This is a genomic window from Kitasatospora purpeofusca (assembly GCF_000718025.1).
Taxonomy (GTDB): domain Bacteria; phylum Actinomycetota; class Actinomycetes; order Streptomycetales; family Streptomycetaceae; genus Kitasatospora; species Kitasatospora purpeofusca.
Genome location: NZ_JODS01000018.1, coordinates 128475 through 144473 on the forward strand (window position 1 = coordinate 128475; position 15999 = coordinate 144473).

At 73.4% G+C, this 15999-nt stretch carries 17 protein-coding genes; 12 read left to right on the forward strand and 5 right to left on the reverse strand.

The window, feature by feature from the left end:
* The first annotated feature begins 31 nt into the window (after positions 1 to 31).
* Both IF01_RS0124360 and IF01_RS0124365 read left to right on the forward strand, forming a co-directional pair.
* Positions 32 to 571, forward strand: a complete 540-nt coding sequence (locus IF01_RS0124360) for a YrhB domain-containing protein (protein WP_030395661.1) — start codon at positions 32 to 34, stop codon at positions 569 to 571.
* A gap of 55 nt (positions 572 to 626) precedes the next feature.
* A complete protein-coding gene (locus IF01_RS0124365; RefSeq protein WP_030395662.1) occupies positions 627 to 1412 on the forward strand; it encodes an alpha/beta fold hydrolase in 786 nt (261 codons plus the stop codon).
* Positions 1413 to 2240: 828 nt separating this feature from the next.
* Here IF01_RS0124365 and IF01_RS0124375 read toward each other — a convergent pair.
* Positions 2241 to 2624, reverse strand: a complete 384-nt coding sequence (locus tag IF01_RS0124375; RefSeq protein ID WP_030395663.1) for a winged helix-turn-helix transcriptional regulator — start codon at positions 2622 to 2624, stop codon at positions 2241 to 2243.
* Positions 2625 to 2711: 87 nt separating this feature from the next.
* On the opposite strand from IF01_RS0124375, the gene IF01_RS0124380 reads away from it, so the two are divergent.
* Positions 2712 to 3404, forward strand: coding sequence for an NADPH-dependent F420 reductase (locus tag IF01_RS0124380; protein ID WP_037780973.1), 693 nt, complete (start codon positions 2712 to 2714; stop codon positions 3402 to 3404).
* Here IF01_RS0124380 and IF01_RS0124385 read toward each other — a convergent pair.
* Positions 3379 to 4188 carry a thioesterase family protein gene (locus IF01_RS0124385; RefSeq protein ID WP_030395665.1) on the reverse strand — a complete coding sequence of 270 codons (810 nt, stop codon included), beginning with the start codon at positions 4186 to 4188 and terminating at the stop codon, positions 3379 to 3381. The two genes, IF01_RS0124380 and IF01_RS0124385, sit on opposite strands and share 26 nt — an antisense overlap.
* Before the next feature lie 172 nt (positions 4189 to 4360).
* Between IF01_RS0124385 and IF01_RS0124390 the strand changes: the two genes are divergently transcribed.
* A complete protein-coding gene (locus tag IF01_RS0124390) occupies positions 4361 to 5029 on the forward strand; it encodes a hypothetical protein (protein WP_030395666.1) in 669 nt (222 codons plus the stop codon).
* Positions 5030 to 5093: 64 nt separating this feature from the next.
* A complete protein-coding gene (locus tag IF01_RS0124395; protein ID WP_030395667.1) occupies positions 5094 to 5444 on the forward strand; it encodes a hypothetical protein in 351 nt (116 codons plus the stop codon).
* 48 nt (positions 5445 to 5492) lie between these two features.
* On the opposite strand, the gene IF01_RS0124400 is transcribed toward IF01_RS0124395, so the two are convergent.
* On the reverse strand, positions 5493 to 6146 hold the full coding sequence (locus tag IF01_RS0124400) for a DUF4386 domain-containing protein (protein ID WP_094745645.1): 654 nt from the start codon (positions 6144 to 6146) through the stop codon (positions 5493 to 5495).
* A 136-nt stretch (positions 6147 to 6282) separates the two neighbouring features.
* Between IF01_RS0124400 and IF01_RS0124405 the strand changes: the two genes are divergently transcribed.
* From IF01_RS0124405 to IF01_RS0124415, 3 genes are all read left to right on the forward strand, one after another.
* Positions 6283 to 7002, forward strand: a complete 720-nt coding sequence (locus IF01_RS0124405) for a TetR/AcrR family transcriptional regulator (RefSeq protein WP_030395669.1) — start codon at positions 6283 to 6285, stop codon at positions 7000 to 7002.
* A gap of 154 nt (positions 7003 to 7156) precedes the next feature.
* Positions 7157 to 8323, forward strand: coding sequence for a hypothetical protein (locus tag IF01_RS0124410; RefSeq protein ID WP_157855337.1), 1167 nt, complete (start codon positions 7157 to 7159; stop codon positions 8321 to 8323).
* A 79-nt stretch (positions 8324 to 8402) separates the two neighbouring features.
* Positions 8403 to 9341, forward strand: coding sequence for an aldo/keto reductase (locus tag IF01_RS0124415; RefSeq protein ID WP_030395671.1), 939 nt, complete (start codon positions 8403 to 8405; stop codon positions 9339 to 9341).
* A gap of 49 nt (positions 9342 to 9390) precedes the next feature.
* On the opposite strand, the gene IF01_RS0124420 is transcribed toward IF01_RS0124415, so the two are convergent.
* Together IF01_RS0124420 and IF01_RS0124425 are read right to left on the reverse strand one after the other, a co-directional pair.
* Positions 9391 to 10044 carry a hypothetical protein gene (locus IF01_RS0124420; protein WP_244215613.1) on the reverse strand — a complete coding sequence of 218 codons (654 nt, stop codon included), beginning with the start codon at positions 10042 to 10044 and terminating at the stop codon, positions 9391 to 9393.
* A complete protein-coding gene (locus IF01_RS0124425) occupies positions 10019 to 11128 on the reverse strand; it encodes an endonuclease/exonuclease/phosphatase family protein (RefSeq protein WP_051756113.1) in 1110 nt (369 codons plus the stop codon). The genes IF01_RS0124420 and IF01_RS0124425 overlap by 26 nt, the downstream gene beginning before the upstream one ends.
* A 167-nt stretch (positions 11129 to 11295) precedes the next feature.
* Here IF01_RS0124425 and IF01_RS0124430 point away from each other — a divergent pair, with 167 nt between their 5' ends.
* The 4 genes from IF01_RS0124430 (at position 11296) to IF01_RS0124450 (ending at position 15992) form a co-directional block, all read left to right on the forward strand.
* Positions 11296 to 12429 (forward strand): glycosyltransferase family 2 protein, encoded by a 1134-nt coding sequence (locus tag IF01_RS0124430; protein ID WP_078880258.1) that lies wholly within the window; start codon positions 11296 to 11298, stop codon positions 12427 to 12429.
* Positions 12429 to 13454: a lysylphosphatidylglycerol synthase domain-containing protein gene (locus tag IF01_RS0124435; RefSeq protein ID WP_051756115.1), complete on the forward strand. Its 1026-nt coding sequence runs from the start codon at positions 12429 to 12431 to the stop codon at positions 13452 to 13454. The genes IF01_RS0124430 and IF01_RS0124435 overlap by 1 nt, the downstream gene beginning before the upstream one ends.
* The gene (locus tag IF01_RS0124440) at positions 13441 to 14841 is read left to right on the forward strand and encodes an aspartate aminotransferase family protein (protein WP_030395676.1); all 1401 of its coding nucleotides are present in this window, start codon (positions 13441 to 13443) and stop codon (positions 14839 to 14841) included. The genes IF01_RS0124435 and IF01_RS0124440 overlap by 14 nt, the downstream gene beginning before the upstream one ends.
* A 119-nt stretch (positions 14842 to 14960) precedes the next feature.
* Positions 14961 to 15992, forward strand: a complete 1032-nt coding sequence (locus tag IF01_RS0124450; protein ID WP_030395677.1) for an NAD-dependent epimerase/dehydratase family protein — start codon at positions 14961 to 14963, stop codon at positions 15990 to 15992.
* Positions 15993 to 15999 lie beyond the last annotated feature (7 nt).

Here is a 15999-nt window from a genome sequence, read left to right on the forward strand (position 1 = left end):
AGCCGCTTGACCCGTCCGGGACGATAGGAGCGTGATCAGCAGGGAACGCGCGATCGAACTCGTCGAGTCCTACCTGGCCGCGAGGAGTTGGCCCTGGGACGGCCCGGTGCCCGAGGTGGCCGTCTATGCGGTGGAGGAGCACAGCGTCGGCTGGCTGGCCTTCTGGGACACCGCGGCCTTCGCCCGGACCGGCGACGCGCGGCTCAGCCTCGGGGGCGGCGGCAGCCATGTGCTGGTCGACCGGGAGGACGGGAGCCTGCACTTCGTCCCCAACGCCCGGGACGGCGACGAGGGCTGGGAGGAGCACTACCTCCTCCAGGCCAAGGGTGTCCGCCGCCCCGACCCGCTGGCTGCCGAGGTCCGCGCCCTCGCCCGCTCCGCCGGGGCCGTCGCCGCGATGAGCCACCTGCGCAAGCAGGCCCCCGGGCTGAGCCCCCAGCAGGCGAGGGCCTACCTCACCGCCGTGCGGGAGGGCGCCGAACCGCCGGAGGAACTGGCGAGCCTCACCCGCAAGGAGCCGAGATGGCCGCTGTGGCCGGTCGAGACGCTCGCCGGGCCGGTCGAGCGGTAGCCGCCGGCACCGAATTGGCTGGCCACGGACAGGTCCGAGCTGCGACGATGCGCGGATGATCACTCTCCCCGACGAGCTCGGCCACCTCTCCTACGTCGTCTCCGGCGACGGACCGCCCGTCGTCCTGGTCCACGCCGGCGTCGCCGACCACCGGATGTGGGACGCCGTCGTGCCCGCGCTCGCCGAGCACCACACCGTCGTCCGCTACGACCTGCGGGGCTTCGGCGAGTCCGCACCCCCGACCGGCCCGTTCCGCGAGACCGACGACCTGCTCCGCCTCCTCGACCACCTCGGGCACGACCGCGTCCGCCTCGTCGGTGCCTCCTGGGGCGGCCGGGTCGCCGTGGAGTTCACCCTCACCCACCCGGACCGCGTCCACTCCCTCGCCCTGCTCGCGGCACCCTGGCCGCGCTACGACTGGTCCGCCGACATGGTCGCCTACGACGAGGCCGAGACCGCCGCCCTGGACGCCGGCGACCTCGACGCCGCGGTCCGGGTCAACCTCGACATGTGGCTGCGCGGCCCGTCCCGCAGCTGGGCCGAGGTGCCCGACGGACTGGCCGACCGCCTCCGCGCCCCGATGCGGACCTCGCTGGTGAACCAGCCCACCGTGGGCGAGCACTCCCAGGGCCCCTCGACCCGCGCGGTCTCCGCCATCGCCACCCCCACCCTGATCGGCGTCGGCAGGCTGGACGTCCCGGACTTCCAGGCCATCGCCCGCCGCTACGCCACCGAGATCCCGAACGCCACCTTGGTCGAGTTCCCTGACGCGGCTCATCTCATCGCCCTGGACGCGCCCACCGAACTCGCCGCTGCCCTGCTGCCCTTCCTGGCCGACTGAGCGGACAGCACCGGCCCGCTCAGGACGTAGGCCGCACCGACTTCCCACTCCACCGCCACCGGCTGCCGCCGAGTACGGCGGCGGTTGCCCGCACGTGCCTGCTGAGGGCCTGGCGGCGAGTGGTTCTGCGAGGCGGTCACGGTGCCCGCCGCCGACCGGCCGTTGACGGAACGGGCCGAAGCACGGGACTCGTACGACGGGCCGGGTGAGCTCAGTCCTGGAGGTCGACCTCGGCCTGGTTCTTTCCCCCGGCGGAGCCGGCGAGGAGACTCGCCGGCTCCGGAAAGCGCCTTTGGACCTGCGGTTCTGGTTTCGGTTCTGCTCTCGTTCACGCCGTCCGGCACCGGTTCGATGCCCGGTCAGTAGATCGTTGCACCACAGGTCAGAACGCCCAGGGGTGCCCCACCACTGGCACCTTGGTCCCTGTCCCATGGAGGCTCATGTCCAGCAGGGCTGGAGCGAGGGGTACGGGGCCGGCTGTGAGTCTGGAGCCAGGTCATCGAGGCTGAAGATCGAGTGGCTGGAGCGGCAGGTCAAGGACCTCTACAGCGGCTCGACGAGGCCACTCGCATCTATGGACTCGGCGGTGATCAGATCGTAGATGTCGGTGGATATGCATACCGGTGGCGAGGTGGGGACCACCTCGAAGTGGGCGACCGGGTGCTGCTCCCGGAGAACTACGTGAGCCGCATGAAGAACGGCCCAGGTCCGGTGATCGGTGTGGTCACTGCGCTGGGCACGACGTATCGGGGCACCATCTCCTTCATCGTCGGGCGGGCGCCGGCGGAGGTGTAGAACACACCAGTAGTTCTGAGGCGGCCGCATGGGTCACGCCGTCCCGGCCCCCGCGTCGTCCTCTGCCGGGGCCTCGCTGCGGTCCTGGGCGGCCATGACCTCGTCGCCGTGTTCGAAGGCCCAGGCGCCGACGGCCTCGATCGGGACGAGGAAGCTGCGGCCCAGGGCGGTGAGGCGGTACTCGACGCGGGGTGGGGGGCCGGGGAGGGGGTGCCGGTCGACGAGGCCGTTGAACTGGAGGCGGCGCAGGGTCTCGGTGAGCACCTTGGAGCTGATTCCGCCGATCTGTTCCCGCAGTTCGACGGGGCGGCGGGGGCCGTCGCGCAGTGCGCGGAGGACCACGGCGTTCCAGGTGTTGGAGAGCAGGTCGAAGGCGAGGCGGGCGCGGCAGTCGGCGAGGCGGGCATCGGTGGGCACGTACCGAATGGTGCCTGACGGGTTCTCTAGCGTCATGGGGGACGGGGAGTCGGAACGGGAGAGACCCGCGACACGGAGGGCGGCGTGATGAGGATCGGCGTGCTGGGCACGGGAAACATGGCGGACGCGCTCGCGACCCACTGGGCGCGGGCCGGGCACGAGGTGACGGTCGGCGGGCGGGACGCGGTCGCCGCGGAGCGTCTCGCCCGGCGGATCGGGGGCGGGGCGCGGGCCGCCGGGCTGCGGGGGGCGGCGGCCGCCGGTGAGGTGGTGCTGGCCGCGCTGCCCTACGGGGCGGGGGCGGAGGTGGTGCGGGAGTTGCGCGCGGAGCTGGACGGCACTGTGCTCGTCGACTGCTCCAACCCCGTCGGCCCCGGCTTCCGGTTGCTGACGGACGGTGGGCCGTCGGCGGCGCGGCAGTTGGCCGGGGCGGCGCCGGGGGCCGCGGTGGTCAAGGCGTTCAACCTCTGCCACGAGGACGTGTGGCGGATGCGGCCGCCCGTCTTCGACGGCAGGCCGTTGGCGGTGCCGCTGTGCGGGGACGACGCGGCGGCCCTCGCCCGGGTGTCCGAGCTGGTGCGGGACACGGGCTGCCGGCCGGTGGCGGCCGGCGGTCTCGACCGGGCGGGCCTGCTGGAGGCGACCGCGGCGCTGTTCATCGGCCTGTGGGTCGGCGAGGGCGCGGACGCGCAGGCGATCGCGCCGCCGCTGTCCCACGCGGCCGGCGAGCCGGCGGCCAGTGGGGGCCGGAGTGCTACCGGGGCTGGGGGCGGACGGTGAGGATCTGCTCGGCCTGACCGACCGGGCCGTCGACATCGTGCAGCACGCTGCTGGTGAGGCCCTGGCCGGTCGGGCCGAAGCTGGCCGTGGTGTCCAGGCCGGTCCAGGGGCCGCGCGGCTGCCGGAACAGGTGGACGGTCAGGTCGACGTTGGGGAACATCCACTCGGCCGGGTCCTGCTGCACGGCGATGCCGTTCGCCGTGTCCACCAGCGCGACGAAGGAGGCGAGGGCGCTGCTCGGCTCGCCCCCGACCAGGTCCACCCGGGAGGAGATCCAGGCCGCGGTGCGGCCGCGGCGGGTCGGCGGCACCCGGCGGAGGTCGACCGAGGCGACGTAGCCGCCGTCCCATTCCCGGTCCATCGCCCACGGCGCGAGTTCCTCGGGCGCGGGCAGCGGCGCGATCGGGCTGTCGGCGACGGCCGAGGTGTCCAGGGTGGCCAGCAGCCAGGCCCGGGCCCGGACCACGGCCCGCCCGCCGATCACCACGGTCGCTTCCAGGAGCTCGATGGTCCGGCCGGGACGGACGGACTCCACGGTGATCTCGCACTCGTCGAGCGCGATGCGGCCGAGGATGTCGTAGCCGATCCGTCCGAGCGTCAGCCCCTTGTCGCCCCCGGGCCGCTCCGCCAGCCACCGGTCGATCGCGTGCACCACCAGTCCGGCCATCGGACTGAAGTGCTGCTCGTCGGCGCTCCACGCCCCACCGGCGTGCGCGGTGGGCTTGAACGCCCGGGCGCCGGTTCGCTGGTAGTAGCTCTCACGCGCGAGGTCGCTGCTGCTCAAGGGGATCCGCTCCTCGGCCGGGACAGGTGCATCGGTCACGAATCGTAGGCTCCTTCGGCGGCCCGGGTCGCCGTGATCTCCCGCACACGCTCGGGGGCACGGCGGGTCACGCAGTGGTGTCACGGAGCGGGGTCACGCCGCGCTGTCAGTGGTGCGCTGTTGACTGGGCGCCATGACCGTGCGCGACCTTCTGCCCCTGCTGCCCGATCCGGCCGAGCTCCGTGCCCGCTGCCGCGGGATCGCCCTGCTCGACAGCATCCTCGACCCGTACGCGCCCACGCACGCGTTCGTCCGCGACTGGCGCGAGGGCGTGGACCTGGCCACCATGGACAACGGTTCCGGCGACCAGTACGCGATCGTGTTCGATCCGGCCGGGGTGTTCCTGTACGGCTTCGACCACGAGAGCGATGCCAGCCCGTGGCGGGACGAGGACCGCGAGCACTGGCCCGGCCTGCTGGACGGTCTGCCCGCCCCGCTTTCCCACTACGCACAGGAGCCGGAGTTCCAGTTCGAGGGCTTCTTCGACGCGACGGTCTGCGTCTGGCGCGAACGCGGCGCCGCCGAGTGGCGGTGCGGGCCGGTGGAGTTCGGGCCCGAGGAGAGGGACGGCGCCGAGGAACTGTTCGGCCTGCTCGTCGACGCGGGCCCGGAGGCGTACGCGGGCTTCGCCGAGGACTACTTCGAGCGCCCGGTGGACCGCGGGGCGGTGGCGGCGGTGCTGGCGGGTGGCCCGCTGACCCGGGGGACGGTCGAGGCGCTGTCCGTCGGTGCGGACTTCGAGGCCGTGGCCGCGCGGGCCCGGGCGATGGGCTTCGGGGAGCCGGCCGGGTCGGGGTCCTGAGGGATCCGGCCGGTGGTGGAAAAGCTGTCGAGGGGGAGGAGGGGCGGGTCGTAGGCTGGGGCGCATGGCCTACAGCAAGACCTCCTTCGTCTGCCTGCCCTGCCGGGCCTCGTACAAGCAGGCGTACGGCAGGTGGACGGACGAGCGGCGTTGTCCGCGCTGTGCCGGTGCGCTGATCCATGCGGGCTCCGCCTTCGCGGCGCCGCCGCGTCGGGACACCGCGGCCTGGCGCACCCTCACGCTGCTGCTGAACGCGGGCATCGGCTTCCACAAGAGCTGCTGCGGCGGCCCGGGCTACCGGCCCCGCACCCGGCACGAGGTGCGCGAGCGCACGCTCTACGCCCGCCGCTCCGGTGAGCCGCTCGCGCAGGCGCTGCTGCACCGGGACGTCCCGTGGGAGCGGACGACCCGGTGAGCGGCGCGGGAAGTCGGGTGGGCCGACTTCCCGCGCGGGGCGGCGGGTTCAGCTCGCCAGGACCACCGGGCGGTGGGCTGCCGGGGTGAAGCCCTTGGCGATCAGGCGGACGGCCAGGGTGACCTCCCAGGCGAAGACCGGGAGGGCGGCCAGCGAGCCGATCGTCGACACCTGCGGGTAGAGGCCGAACAGCACGGCCACCGCCGAGGCGAGGATCAGCGGTCCGCCGATCAGGCCGAGCAGGGCGACGGGGCGGGGCACCAGCCGTGAGCGGTGCATCAGGAACGCCAGGACGAGCGAGTTGGCGCCCAGGACGACATTGGGGCCGAGCAGGAACGTCCAGTCGTGGACGGCGACCAGGGCGCGGGCGGCGGTGGCCGCCCCGGCGCCGGCGTCCTGCCGCAGGGTGACGACCGCGAGCACGCTGACGATGCCGACCGCGATCACCGCGGCCTCCAGCAGCCGCCCGCAGACGTAGCCGAGCGCCAGCGCCTCCTGCTGCCGCCGCAGCACCGGGTAGAGCGCCACCCCGGTGCCGATCACCGCCAGCACCAGCACCACCTCGCACAGCGCCCCCGCCGCGACCCGGCCGTCCGCACCTGATCCGGCCACGTACGCGGCGCCGTCCAGCGCGGGCCGGTACAGCAACATCCCGGCGATCGCCGCCACTTCGGTCACGAGGAACAGTACGCCCGTGACCACCGCCGTCTTCCTGTCCCCGGTCGCCTTCACCAGAACCAGCCCCTCTCCGTCGACCCAGGTGTACGGCGTACACCTGGGGATCACCGTAGGCGTACGCCGTACACTCGTCAAGCCGACGACGAGAGAGGAACCGGAGATGAGCGAGAGCGAAGGGGTGCGCCGCACCCCGCTGAACCGCGAACGCGTACTGGCCGCCGCCGTGGCCTTCGCCGACCGCGAGGCCGGCGGCACCGACGCCCTGAGCATGCGCAAACTCGCCCAGGAGCTGGGCGTGGTGCCGATGGCGCTCTACAAGCACGTCGCCAACAAGGAGGAACTGCTCGCCGGCATGGTCGACACCGTCGTCGGCGGGATCGACCCGCCCGCCGCCGGCGCCGACTGGAAGGGCGCCGTGCGCGAACGCGTCCTGTCCGCCCGCCGGGCGCTGCGCCGCCACCCGTGGGCGCCGCGCGTCATCGAGGCGCTGCCCGCGCCGACACCCGCGGTGCTCGGCCACCTGGACGCGGTGATCGGCCTGCTGCGGGCCGGCGGCCTCTCCGCCGACCTCGCCCACCACGCCATGCACGCCCTCGGCGGCCGCCTCCTGGGCTTCACCCAGGAACTCTTCGACGCCTCCCCGGAAGCGGCCCCCGATCCTGGCGTCGCGGCCCGACTCGCCGCCCGCTACCCGCACATCGCCGAGGTCGCCGCCACGGCCGCCCATGCGGAGCGCGCGGCGGAGGACGGCACGGCGGTCGGCGGCGGCTGCGACGACCAGTTCGAGTTCGAATTCGCCCTGGACGTCCTGCTCGACGGCATCGAGCGCCTGCACCTGGCCGGTTGGACCTCGACGGGGGCCCGCCGTGCCGTACAGTGATGCCACGGCCGTGGCGACGGCCGCGGCTGTGCGTTGTGGCCCGTGCCCATGACGCCTGTGACGGCCGGAAGTTGAGTCATCGCGATCACCCTCGGTCCACCGTGCCCATGAGCATGTGCCGAGGCACGGGCGGCGCATGCCAGAGGGAAGCACGATGCCGCGACACACCTTCGGCGAGGCCATGCCGCCGCACCTGCGGTCGGCCGCGATCCAGTACACGATGGAGACCGTCGATGACCTGAGGGAGGTCCTGCAGTACTCCGCTCCTGTCCTGGCGGGCCACGGCTGGGCGCGGATGTGCATGTACCGGACGGCCGACGCGATGGACACGATGGGATTTCTTGTCGACGAGATCGCGCTGCACCTGGAGGACACCGGCGTAGGGCGGGGGGAGATCCGGCGGCTGCTCGCGGCTGACCGCGAGTGCCTTCGGACCGAACGGCCGGCCCGCGTCGCCGGGTCGCGGTATACGAAGGAAGCGCTCCATGTGATGCCGCGGTGGGTTGCCGACGAGCTGCAGGACGCCCTGACCTACGTCCTTCTGCGCCTGCCCGTCATGCTGCGGTCCGCTGTGAGGGCACGGGACACGCTCTGGGTGGGGCGCTGCCTTCGTCCTCTGGTCGACTCGATGGACCGGCTTGGGCGGCTGGCCAACCTCTTCGCGGCCGTGCACGTCGACGTGTACCCCGAGAGCGCGTTGTCGTGGTACCAGCAGCTCTTCCAACAGCGGTCGCGGGTAACAATGCCGGATGTCCAAGGTCGTCACTTCCGGGCTGCGGCAGACTGGGGGGACCTGCCGGTCTGTTGCGACTCCTACGAGGTGAAGGTGTCCACGCTGCTGGTCATGCTGGACGAGCAGTGCGACGGCCGACGGTGGGAAGGCCATGACGGGCGGACGCATCCGGCGATGCGGAACGCCGCTGTCGGAACCCTGAACGCGGTGGCGGTCGTGACGGCCGAGAACGGCGACGGTCCTCGCTACCGGCTCACCGACGATGAGTGGGGCTATGCCGAGGCGGTCTCCGCGGCCCTGCGCAGCCGGTTGGCACGCTCCTTCCCGGATCCGACGGAGGGTGACAGGCCCTTGCTCGACGTCCTCCGTGCCGCGTTCCAGCGCACTCCCCGGGGGTCGGCGATGACTCTGCGGCTGCTGTGCCTGCTGGTCGCCGTCCTGCTCTCCACCGTCGCCGCCCTGCTGGTGTTCATCCTCCGGTCCCGGCTCGGGGTGCGGGTCTCCGAGGCGGTGCTGTGGGCCGGGTCGGCGTTCGGGGGGAGCATGGTGGTGGTGCTCGGGGCGCTGGTGTTCGTGTTCGGGGGGTGAGCGGGTCGGCGGAAGCTGTTGCGGGTGATCGCGATTGCGTCTTGAATGGTCCAGACCACTACGGGGAGGACCCACACTCATGACCATTCCTCAGCGCACCGTCGTCCTGGGCACTTTGGGCTTCGGCACGATCGTCGACGAGGAGACCTCGTTCCGGATCCTGGACCGCTTCGTCGAGGGCGGCGGTACCGTCCTCGACACCGCGAACAACTACGCGTTCTGGCTCGACGGCGCCACCGGTGACGAGAGCGAGGCCGTGATCGGCCGCTGGCTGGCCAGCCGCAAGGTCCGCGACGAGATCGTCATCAGCACCAAGGTCGGCGCCCGGCCCACCGTGCCGGGGGCCGGGCTGGAGGCGGCCGAGGGGCTGTCGGAGAAGGCGATCCGGGCCGGCATCGAAGGCAGTCTGCGGCGGCTCGGCACGGACCGGGTCGAGGTGTACTGGACGCACATCGAGGACCGTTCGGTGCCGCTCGCCGAGACCGTGGAGACCCTCGCCGGGCTGGTGACCTCCGGCAAGGCGGGTGCGGTCGGCGCCAGCAACCACGCCGTGTGGCGGGTCGAGCGGGCCCGGGCGCTCGCCGGGGACGGGCCGCGCTACTCGCACCTCCAGTACCGCTACTCGTACCTCCAGCCGCGCTTCGACGTGCCGCTGCTGTCCTCCGCCCATGTGCACGTGACGTCCGAACTCCTGGACTACGTGCGCTCCGAGGGGGATCTGCGGCTCTGGGTCTACAGCCCGATCCTCTCCGGTGGGCTCACCCGCGACGACGTCGAGATCGGCGCCGCCTACGACCACCCGGGCACGCCGAGGCGCCTCGCCGCCCTGCGCGCGGTGGCGGAGGAGACCGGTACGACCGTCAACCAGGTGGCGCTCAGCTGGCTGCTCGACCACGAGGCGGGGATCCTGCCGCTGGTCGGCGTGAGCCGGACCGCGCAGCTGGACGAGGCGCTCGGCGCCCTCGACCTGACGCTGACGGCGGAGCAGCGGAAGCGGCTGGACGAGGCCGCGCTGTAAGGAGCACCCCCGGGGGCCCGGCCGGGCCCCCGGGGGACACGGCGCCTGCTCAGGCCGTCGGGTAGCCGATCTCCGCGATGTCCTCGGCGAGGTCGTCCAGTTCGACGTCCGGGTCGATGGCCGCCACGACGGCAGCCGTGAGCGGGCGTAGCGCGAGCACGTGCGCGACCGCCGCCGGATCGGGGGCGTGCTCGGGCTCGTAGTACTCCTCGGCCCACTCCAGGTACGCGCGCGCCGGGTCGGCGGCGGTCGGCAGGGCGAACAGTTCCACCCCGCCCGTCGGCGCGGCCGAGGGTGCCTGCCACCCGTCCTCGCCCCCGGCGCCGTGCCAGAAGCAGACGGTGGCGAGCGGTACGCCGTCCTCCTCGCCGAAGGCCGGCTCCACGGTCTGGGCGCGGAAGGCGTCGGGCACCTCGGGGAGCAGTCGCGGCGCGGCGTTGGGCGCGGTGTGGTCGAAGCCGCGCGCGTACACGCCGGCGTCGGAGAAGACCATGAACCAGTCGTCGCCCTCCCCGTCGCGCATCGACGCCATCTGCTGGCCGTCGCCCCAGGCGGAGTCGAAGGAGTAGTACCGGCCGCCCCAGTCGGGGCTGAGGATCGCCTCGAGCATGGCGAGCCCCCGGCACCGGTCGCGCAGAGCGGCCGGGTCGGGCAGTCGGGCGAGGAGTCCTCGCAGCTCAGGGGTGTCGTGGGTGTCGTGCACACCAGGATTCAAGCACGTGCCACCGACAGCGGTCCTGGCTGCGGTGCGGCAGTGAGACCCGCAGCGCCTGGCCCCGGTGGTCGGACAGTCCCCGGTCGTCGACGAAGGCGTAGTGGTCCACCGTTGCCCCGTCGTTGGTGAACGCCCAGTCGAGGCGCCACCAGTCGGTGCCGAGGATGCCGCCCCAGCTGCCGGGGTAGAGGTCGCCGCTCGCCGCGCGGGCGTCGTGCAGGTGGGTGCGGAGCGGGTCGAGGTCGCCCATCGCCGGGCTGGTGTTGAAGTCCCCGGCGACCAGCAGGGGGCGGGAGTTGGCGGCGGTGTCGCGCTCCAGCGCCGCGAACTGCTCGCGGCGGGCCGCGTCGGCCTCGCGCACCACCCGGTAGAAGGCGCTGCCGAACAGCGACTCCCGGGTGTCCACCTGGACCGGGATGTGCACGTTGTAGAAGGAGACGGTGCGGCCCCGGACGTCGAGGTCGGTGCGCAGCACCTTGCGCCGGGTGAAGACGTCCGACCAGGGCGCGTCCGCCGCCACCGCCGGGCCGACGGTCGGCGTGGCGAGCACCGGGAACCGGGACAGCGTGACCAGCTCGCCGACCGCCACCACCTGGTAGCCGGGGAACTCCCTCCGGATCCGGTCGAGTCGGTCGATCGGGGTGTGCGTCCCGCGTACCCACGCCAGGTACTCCTGGAGCAGGTAGACATCGGCGTCCTGGGCGTGCAGGAAGCGGTAGAAGGCGTCCGGGTCGTCGGTGGTGTCCCAGTACTCGGTGTTCCAGGAGAAGACGCTGATCCCCTGACCGGTCGGGGCGGCGGCCGAACCCGGCTTCAGGGCCGACCAGTTGAGGCCGGTCCGGGGCAGTGCGGCGACCAGCAGCAGGACCGCTGTCGGCACCAGCCACCGCCGCAGGCCCGAGCCGGCGGCCGGGAGCGTCCACGCCAGCGCGAGCAGCGTCACCGGCACGGCGAGGAACAGCAGCGGCGGCGCCAGCGCGGGTATCAGCCAGAACCACCACCGCCCGTTCGCCAGGAGGTCCAGCGCCAGGAACGCCGCCCACAGCGCGGTGGCGGCCACCAGCAGGCGCACCCCCGTGGAATGCCGGGAACGGGGGGAAACGGGGGAAACGGAATCCGGATCCATGCGGCGGAGCGTAGCAGGACGGGCCGCCCGCCCGAATTCCGGTGCCCAGCACCCGGACACCCCCGATACGGGGACGATATCCGCCCGATACGCGGTCCGCCTGAACTGGGCCCATGACCTTTTCCGTGACGGTCGTCGTCCCGGCCCACAACGCGGCCAGAACCCTTTCGGCCTGCCTGGACTCGGTGTACGCGCAGACCCACCGGCCGCACCAGGTGATCGTGGTCGACGACGGATCCACCGATGCCACCGCCCGGATCGCCCAGGCCTACGCGGCCCATGCGGCTGACGGCGGCCCGGCGGGGGGCCCCGACGGCGGCCCCGCCGAGGGCTCCGCCGGGGGCCCGCCGTGCGAGCTGATCCGGCAGTGGCCGAATCGCGGGGTTTCCGCCGCGCGGAATGCCGGAATTGCGGCGGCGACCGGCGAGGTGATCTTCTTCCTGGATTCCGACGAGGCCCTGACACCCGATTCGGTGGCGAATGCGCTGGAAATCCTGGAAAAGGATCCGGAATGCGGCTGCGTACACGGGGTGATCGCCCCGGAACCACTCTTCGACGACGGACCGGTGGAACGCTACCGGGTGCTGCACGCGCACTGGTGGCGGGTACGCGGCGCGGGTGTGGTGGAGACGGCGTTCTTCGCCCAGGCGGCGGTGCGGCGCGAGGTGTTCGAGCGGATCGGCGGCTTCGACGAGAGCCTGCGCGACTCCGAGGACCTCGAACTCAGCGACCGGCTCGCCCCGCACTACCGGATCGTGCTCACGGACCGGGTGGTCGCCCACCACGACGAGGTCGACCGGCTCGGCCCGCTGCTCACCGAGACCTACCGGCGCGCGCTGCTGCTGGTGCCCGCGCTCGCCTCGTCGCGGCGCGGCGGGCGGCGCAACCTCACCGCCAACAGCCCGGCCTCGGTCGCGACGGCCGCGTTCGCCCTGGCCGCGCTGCCGCTGGCCGGCCGGTGGCCGGTGCTGCCGGCCGCCGGACTGGCCGCCTTCTGTGCCGCCAACGCGGGGCTGCTGCGGTTCGCCGCCCGGCGGCACGGGGTGGCGTTCGCGCCGTACGCGGCGGGCGTGCACTTCCTGGTCGTCGGCTCGCTGCTGACCGGCGCGGGCGTCGGCGCCCTGCGGATGCTGCGGCCCGGGCGGCGGGCGGCACCGCCCTCGGTACCGCCCGTGACGGGGGAGCGGACAGCGCCGCCCGTGACGGGGGAGCGGACGGCACCGCCCGCGACGGGGGAGCGGAACTGATGGCGGAACGGCTGCGCAGACTCCTCACCCCCGCCATCGTGCTGGCCGCCCTGGTCGGCGTCGGCCTGCTGCTGCGGCACGAGGGCTCGGTCGCCGCCCGCGCCCTCGCCCGCGCCGACGCGGTGCCGCCGCTGCTCGCCGCGCTGGCCGCCAACGTCGGCGGCCTGGTCCTCGCCGTGCACGCCTGGCGGGTGCTGGTGCCCGCGCCGCCCGGCAGTGCCCCCGGCACGCCGGGCCCGGTCCGGGGCCTGCTCGCGGCCCGGATCTACTTCCTCGGCCAGCTGTCCAAGTACCTGCCCGGCCGGGTGTGGGGCGTGGTCACCCATGTCACCCACGGCCGCGCGGTGGGCGTGCCGGCCGCCGCGATGACCTCCGCCTATCTGCTGAGCCTCGCGCTCACCGTGCTCACCGGAGCCTGCGTCAGCCTGTTCGCCGCGCCCGCCGTCCTGCCGGGGCAGTGGTTCTGGCTGGTCCTGCCCGTCCTCGGCCTGCTCGCCTGCCTGGCCAGGCCCGCCCTGGCGACCGGGCCGGTGGTGGCGCTCGCCCGGCTGGCCCGCCGCACCGTGGAGCCGCCGCCGGACGCCGCCGTCCGCCGGGCGATCGCGCTGGCGGTCGCCGCCTGGCTGGTGTCCGGGCTGCACCTGTGGTTCCTGGCGATCGCCCTCGGTGCGCCGGCCGTGTCCTCCGCGGGGCCGGCGATCGGGGCGTTCGCGCTCGCCACCGTGGTAAGCAGCCTCGCCGTGGTCGTCCCCGACGGCTGGGGCGTGCGCGAGCTGACCATCGCCGCCGCGCTCGCGGCCGCGCTGCCCGACGGCACCGCGGCGACGGCGGCCGTCGCCAGCCGCGTGGTGTGCGTGGCCGCCGAACTCGGCAGCTCCGCCGTCGTCCTGGCGCTGGCCCGGGCCCGGCTCGGCGCCCCGGGCACCCGTACCGACGCCGACAGCGGCACGCTCCCCACGCCCGCCCCAGCCTCAGTCCCCGCCCCAGCCCCCACTCCGATCGGAGACTCCCGTGTACACCCTTGACGACGCCGAACGGTTCGAGGTCGGCGAGGTGCACGACCTGTACCGCCGGTACGTGAACAAGAGCCAGGTCTCGCTGATGACCTCCTTCGGCTTCGGCCGCGAGCTGGTCGCGCACGCCGAGGGCGCCCACCTCACCCTCACCGACGGCCGGCGGATCCTCGACGTCACCGGCGGCGTGGGCGTGCTCAACCACGGCCACAACCACCCCCGCATCCTCGCCGTGCGGGAGCGCTTCGCCCGCGAGCGCCGGATGGAGGTCCACAAGACCTACTTCTCGCCCTACCTCGCCGCCCTCGGCCACAACCTGGCCGAGGTGCTGCCCGGCGACCTGTCGATGTCCTTCCTCCCCAACTCCGGCGCCGAGGCGGTCGAGGGCGCCGTCAAGCTCGCCTTCAAGTACCACAACGGCAAGCGCCGGACGGTGCTGCGCGCGGACCGGGCCTTCCACGGCAAGCTCCTCGGCTCCGGCGGCCTCACCGGGCAGTCGCAGTTCGCGTTCCCCACCATCCCGGGCATCGACACCTTCACCTACAACGACCTCGCCTCCGTGCGGCGCGCCGTGGCCGCCCACCCCGGCGACGTCTACGCGATCCTGATCGAGCCGTTCAGCGCCTCCACCATCGAGGCCTGCTCGGAGGAGTTCCTGCGCGGCCTGCGCGAGCTGTGCGACCGAGAGAAGATCGTGCTGATCTTCGACGAGATCTACACCGGCTGGGGCAAGACCGGCACGCTCTTCCACTTCATGCGCTACCCGGGCCTGCTGCCGGACGTGCTCACCACCTCCAAGTCCTTCGGCGGAGGCAAGTCCTCCATCTCGGCGTTCGTCGCCCGCGAACCGGTCTTCCGCAAGGCCTACGACAACCTCGGCGACGCCCTGCTGCAGTCCACCTCGACCACCTACTACGGCTTCGGCGAGGAGTGCGCCACTGCGCTGGAGGCCGTCAACATCGCGATCGAGGACGACTACCCGGCCCGGGCCCGGGCGATCGGGGCCGTCCTCGAACCGGGTCTGCGGCGGCTCGCCAAGGAGCACCCGGACACCGTCGCCCGGGTGGACGGCGCGGGCGCCCTGTGGGGGGTCTTCATCGACGGCGGGCCGCGGATCCTCGACCTGGTCGCCAAGCTCGCGCCCGGCGGGATGGCGCGCGACCCCCGGTTCAAGACCAAGCTGGTCACCTGCGCCGTCATCAGCGCCCTCTACCAGGACCACGGCATCTTCGCCTACTACACCCTCAACGGCCGCAATCCGCTGATCATCGGGCCGTCCCTGATCACCGAACCGGCCGACGTCGAGCGGACCGTGGACGCCCTCGGCACCGTTCTCGAGGAGGGGCTCGGCCGGCTGGTCACCCGCTTCGTCAAGCAGAAGGTGGCCTCGCAGTGGTGACCCCGACCGGCCCCGACGGCCGTCCCGACGCAGGCTCCGGCACCGCCCCCGAAGCCCGCCCCGACGCAGACGCCCACCCCGAAGCCCGTACCGACACCCGCCCCGGCCCCCGCCTCACCGTGGCCGTCACCGGCGCCGCCGGCATGCTCGGCTCCCGTCTCGCCGAACGCCTCACCGCCGACGGCCACCACGTACGCGGCATCGACCTGCGCCCCGGCCCCGGCGTCGAGGTGGTCGGCGACATCCGCGACCGCACCGCCCTCGACCGCGCCCTGCACGGCGCCGACATCCTGGTCCACGCCGCTGCCGCGCTCCCCAGCTACCCGGACGAGCAGATCCGCTCCATCATCGTCGACGGCACCCGCGCCGTCTTCGCCGCCGCCCGCGCCGCCGGCACCCCGCGCGTGGTGCACATCTCCTCCACCGCCGTCTACGGCCTGCCCCGCCGGGTCCCCACCCCCGAGACCCACCCCCGCGAACCCGTCGACACCTACAGCCGCGCCAAGGCCGCCGCCGAGGAGATCGCCGAACGCCACCGCGCCGACGGCCTGTGCGTCCCGATCCTGCGGCCCAAGACCTTCGTCGGCCCCGGCCGGATGGGCCTGTTCGCGATGCTCTTCGAATGGGCCGAGGAGGGCCGCAACTTCCCCGTGCTCGGCCGGGGCGACGTCCGCACCCAGATGTTCGGCATCGACGACCTGGTGGACGCCGTGGTCACCGTCCTGCACGCCCCCGACCACCTCGCCAACGACACCTACAACCTCGCCGCCGCCGAATTCGGCACCCTGCGCGAGGACTTCCAGGCCGTCCTGGACGCCGCCGGCCACGGCAAGCACGTCGTCGGCCTGCCCGCCCGGCCCGCCCTCGCCGTCCTCAACACCCTGCAGCGCGCCCGCCTGTCGCCCGTCTACGGACGCCTGCTGCACAAGCTCACCGCCGACTCCTACGTCTCCATCGACAAGGCCCGCGACCGGCTCGGCTTCGACCCCAAGCTCTCCAACCGGGACGCCATCCTGCGCACCTACGACTGGTGGCGCACCGCCCGGCACGAGACCCCGGCCGCCCCGCGCACCGGCGGCCCCGACGCGGGCCGCACCAGCCGCGACCCGTGGAGCCAGGGACTGCTGTCCGCCGTGAAGATCTTCTTCTGAGGAGCGC

Coding starts and splice junctions, on each gene's coding strand:
- IF01_RS0124365 (WP_030395662.1), top strand. CDS start 627: ATGATCACTCTCCCCGACGAGCTCGGCCACCTCTCCTACGTCGTCTCC.
- IF01_RS0124380 (WP_037780973.1), top strand. CDS start 2,712: ATGAGGATCGGCGTGCTGGGCACGGGAAACATGGCGGACGCGCTCGCG.
- IF01_RS0124390 (WP_030395666.1), top strand. CDS start 4,361: ATGACCGTGCGCGACCTTCTGCCCCTGCTGCCCGATCCGGCCGAGCTC.
- IF01_RS0124395 (WP_030395667.1), top strand. CDS start 5,094: ATGGCCTACAGCAAGACCTCCTTCGTCTGCCTGCCCTGCCGGGCCTCG.
- IF01_RS0124405 (WP_030395669.1), top strand. CDS start 6,283: ATGAGCGAGAGCGAAGGGGTGCGCCGCACCCCGCTGAACCGCGAACGC.
- IF01_RS0124410 (WP_157855337.1), top strand. CDS start 7,157: ATGCCGCGACACACCTTCGGCGAGGCCATGCCGCCGCACCTGCGGTCG.
- IF01_RS0124415 (WP_030395671.1), top strand. CDS start 8,403: ATGACCATTCCTCAGCGCACCGTCGTCCTGGGCACTTTGGGCTTCGGC.
- IF01_RS0124430 (WP_078880258.1), top strand. CDS start 11,296: ATGACCTTTTCCGTGACGGTCGTCGTCCCGGCCCACAACGCGGCCAGA.
- IF01_RS0124435 (WP_051756115.1), top strand. CDS start 12,429: ATGGCGGAACGGCTGCGCAGACTCCTCACCCCCGCCATCGTGCTGGCC.